The sequence below is a fragment of the Thermostichus sp. OS-CIW-31 genome (genome assembly GCF_054060305.1).
This window is the reverse complement of sequence record NZ_JBSSDA010000037.1, coordinates 1-10,756: the sequence shown is the minus strand read 5'-3', so window position 1 is coordinate 10,756 and position 10,756 is coordinate 1. Positions and strand designations below refer to the sequence as shown.

9 protein-coding genes and 1 pseudogene are annotated in these 10,756 nt (G+C 59.0%); 4 read left to right on the top strand and 6 right to left on the bottom strand.

The window, feature by feature from the left end; genetic code table 11:
• Positions 1-199 precede the first annotated feature (199 nt).
• From ACVWY9_RS13890 to ACVWY9_RS13865, 6 genes are all read right to left on the bottom strand, one after another.
• The gene (locus ACVWY9_RS13890) at positions 200-619 is read right to left on the bottom strand and encodes a hypothetical protein (protein ID WP_457389003.1); all 420 of its coding nucleotides are present in this window, start codon (positions 617-619) and stop codon (positions 200-202) included.
• Positions 620-854: 235 nt separating this feature from the next.
• A complete protein-coding gene (locus ACVWY9_RS13885) occupies positions 855-1,505 on the bottom strand; it encodes a precorrin-8X methylmutase (protein ID WP_457389001.1) in 651 nt (216 codons plus the stop codon).
• A gap of 85 nt (positions 1,506-1,590) precedes the next feature.
• Positions 1,591-1,932 (bottom strand): histidine triad nucleotide-binding protein, encoded by a 342-nt coding sequence (locus ACVWY9_RS13880; protein ID WP_011432043.1) that lies wholly within the window; start codon positions 1,930-1,932, stop codon positions 1,591-1,593.
• 84 nt (positions 1,933-2,016) lie between these two features.
• On the bottom strand, positions 2,017-2,355 hold the full coding sequence (locus ACVWY9_RS13875; protein WP_414373935.1) for a hypothetical protein: 339 nt from the start codon (positions 2,353-2,355) through the stop codon (positions 2,017-2,019).
• A 788-nt stretch (positions 2,356-3,143) separates the two neighbouring features.
• The gene (locus ACVWY9_RS13870; RefSeq protein ID WP_457388999.1) at positions 3,144-5,237 is read right to left on the bottom strand and encodes an FAD-dependent oxidoreductase; all 2,094 of its coding nucleotides are present in this window, start codon (positions 5,235-5,237) and stop codon (positions 3,144-3,146) included.
• A 77-nt stretch (positions 5,238-5,314) separates the two neighbouring features.
• The gene (locus ACVWY9_RS13865; protein WP_457388997.1) at positions 5,315-6,016 is read right to left on the bottom strand and encodes a molybdenum cofactor guanylyltransferase; all 702 of its coding nucleotides are present in this window, start codon (positions 6,014-6,016) and stop codon (positions 5,315-5,317) included.
• A 77-nt stretch (positions 6,017-6,093) separates the two neighbouring features.
• On the opposite strand from ACVWY9_RS13865, the gene ACVWY9_RS13860 reads away from it, so the two are divergent.
• The 4 genes and pseudogenes from ACVWY9_RS13860 to ACVWY9_RS13845 form a co-directional block, all read left to right on the top strand.
• Positions 6,094-6,381: a DUF2103 domain-containing protein gene (locus ACVWY9_RS13860; protein ID WP_414373940.1), complete on the top strand. Its 288-nt coding sequence runs from the start codon at positions 6,094-6,096 to the stop codon at positions 6,379-6,381.
• A gap of 107 nt (positions 6,382-6,488) precedes the next feature.
• Positions 6,489-7,931, top strand: coding sequence for a TIGR03279 family radical SAM protein (locus ACVWY9_RS13855; RefSeq protein WP_457388995.1), 1,443 nt, complete (start codon positions 6,489-6,491; stop codon positions 7,929-7,931).
• Between the two features lie 4 nt (positions 7,932-7,935).
• On the top strand, positions 7,936-10,479 hold the full coding sequence (locus tag ACVWY9_RS13850; protein WP_457388993.1) for a UPF0182 family membrane protein: 2,544 nt from the start codon (positions 7,936-7,938) through the stop codon (positions 10,477-10,479).
• 107 nt (positions 10,480-10,586) lie between these two features.
• Positions 10,587-10,756, top strand: a pseudogene (locus ACVWY9_RS13845) (photosystem II q(b) protein); the annotation flags it as partial.

Below are 10,756 nucleotides of genomic sequence, written 5' to 3'. Positions count from 1 at the left end.
TTTCTCGTTTTGACAAATTGGCCAGGAACTTCTTGAGTTTTCTCTATCTCGTCAGTGCTCTCTTTTGGCTCAAATGAAAGATCAACACAACCTAATACTGATAGTGAGCAGTGAGAAGAGAGAAGTGAGAGATAATTTCTCACTCTCAGCCCTTCTCCCTGGGGAAGCTGGGATCCCTGTAGCGAACAGACTCACAAATTCAATAGGACTGCCGATAGACCAAGCCATCGGGATGTAGGAAAAAAGGGCTGTCTTCTCCCAGGCGGATCCCGATCTGCTCCAGCTGTTCCCCTTGGCGGGTCGCAGGCCCTAAGGGCAGCCCCTCTGTTCCCTGTTGAATCCTTTGGGATCCCTGCTGGGCTGGCCGATAAGGGACGCTGCCCAAACCCGAAGAGAGGGGATCTGAGGGGGCATACCTCTGTCGCCAGCGCTGGTAGGGGCTGACTTGGATCCCTGCCTTGTCCATCTGGGTTGTCGAGAGGGCAGAGGCAGGTGCTGACACCTCTGACAACTGCAGTGAAGAGGGCAGAAGGGCAACCGCCGGACATGGCTCAGCTTGTGCCCAAGCCCCCGGCGCAAAAACCCAGGCAAGCCAGCAAAAGAAGATGGCACACCGCATGGGAAGATCCCTCCATAGGCCCAACCAGTCGTCTCTCAGGCCATTTTTCAAGGGCAGGACTGAGAGCACAGCTCCCATCTTGCCGATGCCGACTTGAAGGCCGGGTGCTCGGGATCCCCCCAGTTGAGTGATCTCGATCAGATCAGCAGACCTACTCTAGAAATGGGGTCTAAAGCCCTGCTCTACCGCTGCGCAGTTTGCCTTGGCTTAGCCAGCCAGTAGAGCAAGGAGCATGTCAAGAAACGGCGGATTTGACAGGATAGTCTGCGCTGCTGACCCGTACATAGGCGTGCCAAGCCAAGTCCAGCAGGCCATCCAACACCGCTGCAGCCACTGCCGGGCCTCCTTTGCGTCCCTCAGTGCGGATGTGGGGCACCATGGAATCGGCTAGCTCCTGCTTGGCTTGCACCACGTTCACAAACCCAGCCGGCGTGGCGATGACCAGAGCAGGGGCCACCTCCTTCTTTCTAATCAGCTGCACCAAGGTGGAGAGGGCAGTCTGGGATTGGCCAATCACAAAGATCGCCTCAGGGTAGCGTTGGGCCAGGGTTTCCAAGCCCCAAGCGGAGCGGGTCTTGTCCCTTTGGGGACGGGTAATCGCTTCGCTGCCGCAGTAGATGGGGTTGGAAAAGGTGTTCTGAACAGCCCAGGCAATGCCCACCTGTACCATCGGCTCATCGACCACAATGGTGGTACGCGCTGCCAAGGCCGCCGCCCCAGCCTGTAAGGCTTCGTTACCAAAACGGATGAGGTTCAAGTACTCAAAGTCGGCAGTAGCATAAATAACCCGACGAACCACCTCATACTCAGCAGGAGAAAGCTCGTGCTTGCCCACCTCCTGGTCGATGATCATCAAACTCTCTGCATCGGTTACGTGCCACTCCATCGATCCCAGACCCCGCCCGCCGTTTATCCTCAGTAATGACAGGATTGTACCTGCAGAGGCTCCAATGGGTGGGAAAAACCATCGCTCAACCTGGGGGCCAGCCCATCCCCCGACCGCCCAGAACGTGAATGTGGAGATGAAAGACGGTTTGCCCGCCGTCTTCTCCTTCGTTGATCACCAATCGGTAGCCTTTATTTAAACCTGCCTCGGCAGCCACCCGCTGAGCGGTCAGCAGGAGATGTCCCAGCAATGCCTCATGTTCGGGCTTGGCCTGGGAAATGCCGGGGATGGGCTCTTTGGGCACCACCAAAATGTGGACAGGGGCTTGGGGGGCAATATCTTTGAAGGCCAGGGCTCTATCGTCTTCGTAAACGATTTGTGCAGGGATCTCCCTGCGAATAATCTTGCCGAAAACTGTGTCGCTCATGGGTGCTCACAAATTAGTTCTGCCCTTAGCCTACCTGCTAACCGCACATTCTCCCACCCAGGTGGCGAGAGTGGCGCTCGGCACCTACTGCTTCAGCAGCCATTCAAATTCCTGCCGCAGTGATTGAATATGCCCCACTCGCGAGACCAACAGCGCATCTCGCCCGGCATCGCGAAAACGAGAGCGCCACATACTGACCAAATCGGGGTTGCTGCACCAAAAGCGGATAACAGCGTCGACCAACTGATCCAAGTCCCAGCCGCGCCGGGCCGGCACTTCCTCCAGGGATCCCAGCAACGCATCGAGGGTGCAGGAGCTGGTACCCAGGTATTCCACCCCACAGGGCCGCTGGGCCAGCTTCTGTTGCTGATGAAAGAACTGTAGAGCAGGGGCGATGCCGATGATCTCGAAGGTGTAAACCATGTTGCTCCGCAACGCTGACGCGACTGGGCTCAGTCCTACAGAGTTTTTTGCGAAAGATTCTAAAAAGGGGGCTAGCAGTCTCAAAACCAAATCAAGGTTGGGATCCTTTCCCAACTATCCTCGATCTGATCCTGGATGTTAGGTATTGATTATACTCAACTTGGGCAAAATGCCAAGGCAAAGGACAGGCAGATCCCTGCGTGGCGAAATACTTTTGCGCCACAGAGGAAGGCTTTGCCTGATGGGCACTCCCTCGTTCAGCTCTGTGTAAATAATCTGTGCAGAAATCTGTGCAGATAAGAGGTAAAGCTGCTAGCAAACACAAGTGAGGACTGCTAGCATCCAATGGGATCTTTTGCTAATTGGCTTTAGCTACACAACTACAGCCCACTAAGGGACCACGGGATACGGTTGTATGGTCATTCTAGGCTAATTGAGACACTCCCCAAGCGTTCCGCGCCGCTGCCGCGACCACCCCCAGCCCCTCTCCCAGAGGGAGTCATCCCTCACCCCCAACCCCTCTCCCAAAGGGAGAGGGGAGTTAGGAAGCAATACAACAGAATCTTTCAGTCCTGTTTAAAATGACTATAAACCTGCTTGTTTTAAACCTCGTTGGGGTCAAGCCTCGTAAACACGATTTTTGTATCCCCCAGTTTGTGAACAGGCTGTATTGTCACCTGCCTTTTCTGCAGACATTGAAGCAGACATTGAAGATTGTGACTTGAGGCAAGCAAAAGCACAGGCATCAAAAAACTGGCGTGGCCGCATTCTCCAACCGCGCCACCAGCTCAAGCCCTCTCCTCTACCCAAGTCGGTATTGCGTCTTGGGCCTTTTCTTGAGTGGGGGGGAGTTGAAACTGGATGCGCGGCTGCCCTACCCCATACGTGAGGGTGTAGCTCCACTGCAGGCAGCGCAGCCACAGGCGGGGGTAACGCGCTTCTAGCCAGGGCTGCAGGCGACGCAGCAGATTTGGAAGCCAGCCCCTGAACAAAGCAGAGGTCAAGGCCAGGCCGGTATAGCTGAGGTAGGTGGGTAGCCACTGGGCAAAGCCTTTGGCCCCTACGGCCTCCCAGATCCACAGCAGCAGCCGTGGGTTTTGCAGGGCAGCTTTGATGGCCATGCGGTTAAAGGCCAGCCAGCCAGCCCGGTCTTTGATGAAATCGTCCACCACCTCCGGCGGCTCGGTGGCGAGAATGCCGAAAAAGCTGTTGAGAGTGGCATTGATGCGCTCGGGGGGCAGCACCTTGCCGGTGGGCACCATCATCCCCCGCGAGAAGAGCCAGGTGACGGCGGAGTTGCCCTGGTAGGCCCGGATCTGGGCTAAGTCTGCAGCCCTGAGCAGGTCGTGGCGCAGCGCCGTATCCAGCAGATCGCACAGGCGGGGGCAGTTGCGCACCAGGGATCCAAAGCCGGTAAAGCTAAGGGGCGATTGCATAGCCGCCGCATCCCCAATGAGCAGCACCCGGTCAAAGGGTTCCGAGGACTCCGCCCCGCTGCCGCGAACAGGGTGCCGGGGCTGGCCAAATCGTCCGGGGATATAGCCGAAGGTCGCTTTTTTCCACTGCAAGCGCTCCGGGTCGCAGCGGCGGTATTCCGGCAGAATAGTGAAAAAATCTTCGTACAGTTCCAGCAGGGATCCGGGGTTTTCCGGATGCACCTGGTGGTAGTGGAACAGATAAAAGGTAAGATCTTCGCCTGGGCCGGGGAACAGCTCCCAAATGAGTTGCCGACCGCGGCTGATGTCCCCGTGGCTGGCCAGAATGTCCCCAAACTGGGGATCCCATACCCCTGGCTCAAACCCCCCCGCAATGGTAGCCCCCACCGTGGGGCAGACGCTATCAAAAGCCCGATGGCGGTAAAGCTGCTGGGCAATGGGAGAGACTGTTCCCATAGCATCCACCACAAGGCGGGATCCCAGCCGAAACTCCTCGCCGGTGGGCAAATCCTTCAAAACCAGCGTGACGCCTTGTTCGCCAATGTAGGCCCGCTGGAACTCGGTGCGCTCGTAGATGGCTCCCCCACAGGAAGTGAGGATCTGGCCACAAAGCTGCAGGAGTTTTTCGGCATCAATGGCCAGATTGAGTACCGTGGGCGTGTGCAGGACAGGGGCGCGAACCGGGCTATTGCCGTCAAAAAACTTGTTGAACCCATCTGTATATTCCCGCAGGATCAAGCTCTCCATCTGCTCGGCGCTCAGAAGGCCCAAATCCACCAGGGTTTGCAGCTCCCGCCGGGAGATGTTCCACTCGCGGTTCATGCGGCCAAAAGGAAGCCGCTCCACCAAGGCCACGCGGTAGCCCAAGCGGGCCATGGCCGCTCCATAGAGGGCTCCCAGCGCTCCCCCCACGATGGCCAGATCCCACTCCACCGGGGCCGGCTCAGGGGCAGGCTGGCGAAACAATACTGGCTGAGCAGGGCGGTGGGCTGCGTGGCAATGTTGCACTTCTTCCCGCCAGCGCTTTTCCCACCAGTACACCCGCTGCAGGTCAAATTCTCCATTGGGGATCCGCCGAAAATACTTCACCGTTTGCGGGTAGAAAGGCTCAAGCTGATCGAAGATGGATCCCCGGTTCAGATCGATCTGGGGCAACTGCGGGTAGCGGTGGGGAAATTGGCTTTGGATGGCCTGTTCCAGCTCTCTCAGCCAGCGAGCTTGGCGGGGGAAGGGCTGCTCCGACCACTGGAACACCTTGAGATAGGTGGTGTTCAGCCCCGACCACAAGAAAAGGGCCAGCTCAGCGCCGGATCCCTGTAGGCGCAGGCCCGTGGGGGTAAGAACCTTCTGGCTGCCTTGGGGCAGGGGGATACACTCCTGTAGCCAGCGCAGCACTTGAGCACTATCGGGGCAAGGGATCTCGCGGTAGTAAAGGGAAGTAAGCACGGCGCCGAGATAAGAAACCGAGCAAATCTTTACCCATTGTGACATGAGGGGATCCCTCCCTTTGCCGATCCCAGGGATCACCCCCTACCCAGGTTTCCCCCCAGCTGCAGATCTGCAGGGGTGTTGCAATTGGTGAGCATCCTCTCAAGGGACTCCGTCCCGCTGTCGAGAACGGTCAGGGGCAGGATGGCTGTTGGCACCTGGGACAACCAGCCCTGAAAGGATCTTCCTCCTGCCTGCAAGAAACTCTCCAGAGAACCTAGCTGCGCCAGGCGATAGAAGCCACACAGGGGCTCCCAGCCCCGCTGACTTTTGGGCAGGGCGGCCACCGTCTGAGGGGGCAGGGTGGCAAGGCGCTGTCGCCAATCCCCAAGAACCTGCTCCTGCAAGCAGGGCAGATCGCAGGCCAGCAGCAGGATCCACTCCGGGGGAGCAGCCAAGGTTTGTAGCCGCCGGATCCCCTCTTGAAAGGCCAGCAGCGGGCCTCGGTGTTGCTCCGCAATGCTGTCCCGACCACGTGGGTCTTGCCCGACCAGGGGGGGAACGTTTTCCCGCCAGAGATGCCAACCGGGATCCACCACCGACGCATAGCGCTCCGGCCAGGGGGTGAGGATGTAAACCGCGTCGGCGCAGGCTGCTGCCACCTGAGCCACCCGTCGCAGCAGGGGGATCCCATCCCAAAGCACCAGGGCTTTGTCGGATCCCATGCGGCGGCTGTTGCCCCCGGCCAAGATCAGAGCCACGACCGCAGGCGGGGAATCTTCAGGCATTTTGGACATCCAGTTTTCCACAACGAGCAGCAGGTATTTGTGGAGGAATAGGATAGGGATCCCATCCTCTCCTCACTTTGGCCGCCATGTCTGAGCCTTCTGGTCGTCTGGTTTGGAACCACTCTACCCATATCTCAGGGTTGATCCCTGTTTTGGAACGCCTGACCCGGCAGGCCGGCATCAAGACCGTGACGCCGGGCGCTCTGTCCTGCAGTCGCGGGCGGATCCCCCAGTTGCAGTTGCGGGTTTCGGTGCCGATCCGGGGCGGGTACAAGCTGGTGGCCCGCAAGGGAAGCAGCGTGCAGGAGGTGTTTGTGGTGACGGATCTCAGCCAAACCGAGCTGGAGGCAGCCATTCTTCGCTGTTTGCAGTGAGCTCTTCTGGCAACGCAACCGAGCCTCGTTCTTGCTACACAACGCTGTCCCGATCCAGGACTCCGCCCTGCCAACGCGAATAGCACATCTGATTATGAGTCAATCTTATGTCTCGTACTAGCCTCAAGCCTGCCCGCATCAGTGCTGTTTTGCCGGGATCCCTGGCAGCAGAAGCAGGCATTCGACCTGGAGAGGCCCTGGTCAGCATCAACGGCGAGCGCCCCCGCGATCTCATCGACTACCGCTTCCTGATCGCCGAGGAGTATGTAAGCCTGGAGATCTTGGACAGCCAAGGGATCCCGCGCACAGTTGAGCTGGAGAAGGGAATCGACGAGGATCTGGGGCTAGAGTTTGAGACAGCCCTGTTCGATGGCCTGATCCAGTGCGCCAACGCTTGCCCCTTTTGCTTCATCGACCAACAACCTCCGGAAATGCGGGCAACGCTGCACCTCAAGGACGACGACTACCGCCTCAGCTTTCTCTACGGCAGCTACCTCACCCTCACCAACTTGCCTGCTGCCGAATGGGAGCGCATCGCTCGCCTGCGCCTTTCTCCCCTCTACGTGTCAGTGCATGCTACCGACCCGGAGCTGCGCAGCCGCTTGCTCAAAAACCCGCGGGCTGGCCTGATTTTGGAGCAGTTGGCCTGGTTTCGCCAGCATCGCTTGCAACTGCACGCACAGGTGGTGGTCTGCCCAGGCTGGAACGATGGGGATCACCTCACCCGCACACTCCTCGATTTGGCCGCCTTTCGCCGGCCCGTAGACGGGATCCCCACCGTCCTCTCGGCAGCAGTGGTGCCGGTGGGGTTGACGCGCTTTCGCCCCCCTGGTGATGAGCTGGTTCCTGTCGATGCGGCCAAGGCCCGAGAAGTGATCCAGCAGGTGGAAACTTTGCAGGTCGGGTTTCGGCAAACATTGGGATCCACCTTTGCCTGGCTGGCCGATGAGTGGTATCTGCTGGCCGGGCGGGAACTGCCACCGGCAGAGCACTATGAAGATTACCCCCAACTGGGGAATGGCGTGGGATCCCTGCGGCTTTTCCTCAGCCAGTTCGAGCAGCTCAAACTGCCGCCTGAGCTCCCTTCTCCCCTCAAGGTTCTGTGGGTGGTGGGCAATGCCGTAGAGCAAGCCTTCCAGCCTGTGGTGGAGCAGATGAACCGCATCCGCGGGCTGCAGTTGGATCTTTTGCCTATTGCCAGCCAATTTTGGGGACAAAGCCTGACGGTAACCGGGCTGCTGACGGGCCAAGATGTCTTGAATGCCTTGAAATCGGTTGAAAACTTGGCGGCCTACGATGGGCTGCTGCTACCTCAGATTGCCCTTAAGGATGGGGAGCGCTTTTTGGACGATCTGACCTGGCAAGAGGTGCAGGCCCAGGTGGGGATCCCGGTGGTGCGGGTGGACGGCGGGCCGGCAGGCTTGGTGCAGGCGGTGCAACAGCTAGAACAGGGCTATGCCTACGGCACCCTGTGTTGTTCCGCAACGCTCGGGCGAAGGGAAACTGCACCGCTGACGCGACCAAGAACAGCTTTGAGCCGAGGATCCTGAGGCGATGCAGAGGTTGCGGCGAGGATTGTTTCTGCTGCTGGGGGTGGGGCTGGGGATCCTGGCCATCACGGGCTTGGCGGCTTTCTACGTAGATCTGGCCTGGTTTGCCGAGCTGAATGCCCTGCCGGTGCTGTGGACGCGGGTGATTGCCCGCTGGGGGCTGGGCCTGGGCGCTTTCCTCTTTGCCCTGGCGGTGACGGGATCCAACATCTGCTCCTGCTGGCGGGGGGCAACCTTGACCGGGGCCTGGGCGATTGCCACAGGTTTGAGTGTTTTCTTTGCTTGGTCTCTTTCCAATCACTGGTTCACGCTGTTGCTCTGGCTGAACCAGGGGCCCGTCGGGGAGTCGGATCCCATTTTCAACCGCGATCTCAGTTTTTTTCTCTTCAGCCTGCCTTTCTGGGAGACGCTGCAGCAGTGGTGCTTCAACCTGGTGCTGCTCACCTTGATTGCCGTTGTCCTCATCTACTTGGTAGAGCTGGGGCTTTCCGAGCAACGGCTGACCTTGGCCCTTTCTCTCTATGCCCAGCGGCACTTGCTGATCTTGGGGGGATCCCTGTTTCTCATTCGGGCTTGGGGCCATTGGCTGGATCGCTACGAGCTGCTCTATTCCACCCGCGGCGTTGTGTTTGGGGCCGGTTTTGCCGATGTGCATGCAACTCTGCCGGCCACGACCTTGATGAGCGGGGTGGCGGGCTTGACGGCAGTGGGGTTCTGGGTTTTGGCCCGCCAAGGGATCCGCCTCAACCTTCCTTTCCTCAAGTCCTGGTGCCCTTCCTGGGCCAGCTCTCTCCTGGCGCCGGCCATCCTCTGGGGGGCCTACCTGGGGTTTGGGCTGCTAACCACCCAACTTTATCCCCAACTGGTGCAGACCTTCTTGGTCACCCCCAACGAGCTGGAGCTGGAGCGCCCCTACATCGAGGACAACATCCGTTTTACCCGTGCTGGCTTTGGCCTGGCCGATGTCGAAGTCCAACCCTTCCCGGAAGGGGGATCCCTGACCTGGGAGATCCTGCAGCAGAATCAATCCACCCTGAGCAACGTGCGCCTCTGGGATGCGGAGCCTCTATTGGCCACCTATCGACAACTGCAAGAAATCCGCCCCTACTATCAATTCCCCTATGTGAATGTGGATCGCTACCGCATCGGGGGAGAATTGCGCCAAGTCATGCATGCCGCCCGCGAGCTGGACTTTGCCCAGGTGCCCCCCGCCGCCCAAACCTGGGTTAACCGGCGGTTTTTCTACACCCACGGCTATGGCCTCACCCTCAGCCCGGTGAATGTGGTGACCCCTGAAGGCCTGCCGGACTTTTTCCTGTCGGATATCCCGCCGCGGGTTTCTCCTCGCTACCCTGAGGTGGCCTCCGTCTTGCGGGTGGAGCAGCCGGCCCTCTACTATGGCGAGCTGACTACCACCGATGTTTTCGTGGGCGCTGAGGCGCGGGAATTGGACTACCCTGCAGCAGAGCGCTATGTGTACAGCAGCTACCGGGGCAGCGGTGGCGTGCCCATTCCCCACCTCTGGCAGCGGTTTCTCTACGCCTGGCATTTTGGCGATCTGCGCATCCTTCTCAGCCGCGAGCTGTCTTCTGCCACCCGCTTTCTCTATCGCCGCCAAATCCGCGAGCGCATCCGTCGGGTGATGCCCTTTTTGCTCTACGACCGGGATCCCTACCTGGTCATTCAAGGCGGCAAGCTCTACTGGTTTTTCGATGCCTATACCACCAGCAGCCGCTACCCCTACTCGGAGCACCTGCCCGGCTTTCCCTTCAACTACATCCGCAACTCGGTCAAGGCGGTGATGGACGCCTACAACGGCAGCATCGATTGGTACATTGCCGACCCTCGGGATCCCCTCATCCAAGCCTACGCCCGCATCTACCCCACCCTCTTCAAGCCTCTGGAGGCAATGCCGGAGCCGCTGCGGCAACACATCCGCTATCCCCAAGACCTCTTCCGCCTGCAAGCGCAGCAGTTTGCCACCTACCACATGACGGATCCCCGCCTCTTCTACAACCGCGAGGATCAATGGCAGATCCCCGGCCAGTTCCGCAATCGACGGCGCATTCCCATGCAGCCGCAGTATCTCATTCTCACCTTGCCGAGGGATCCCCAAGGGGTTGCAAACCACACTCCTGAGTTCGTCCTCCTCTCCCCCTATGCCCCTGTTAACAAGCAGAACATGGTGGCTTGGATAGCGGCCCGCTGCGACGGGGAAAACTACGGCAAGCTCCTGGTGTACGAGTTTTCCAAGCAACGGCTCATCTATGGCCCGGAACAGGTGGAAGCACGGGTCAATCAGGATCCCTTAATCTCCGAGCAAATTTCCCTCTGGAACCAGCATGGGTCGCGGGTGAACCTGGGCACGCTGCTGGTCATTCCTATCGAGACTTCTTTGCTCTATGTTCAGCCCCTTTACATCGAAGCAGAACAGGGCCGCTTGCCTCAGCTCACCCGGGTGATTGCTGCCTACGAAGACCGGGTGGTGATGGAACCGACTCTCGGCCAGGCCTTAGAAGCCCTCTTTCTGCCGAGGGGCAGCCGATAGAGAAAGGGATCCCCTCCTCATTTTTGAGGCAGGTAGTTGACGAAACTTAACGGATGTTTTAAGTTTAGGTTGTCAATCTTCGCGCTTCCTTAGGGAAGTTTGTTCTCATGACTACTGTTATCCAACGTCGCTCAACCAGCAACGTGTGGGAGCAGTTCTGCGAGTGGGTCACCTCCACCGACAACCGCCTTTACATTGGCTGGTTTGGGGTGCTGATGATTCCCACCCTCCTGACTGCCACCACCTGCTTTATCATCGCCTTCATTGGGGCTCCGCC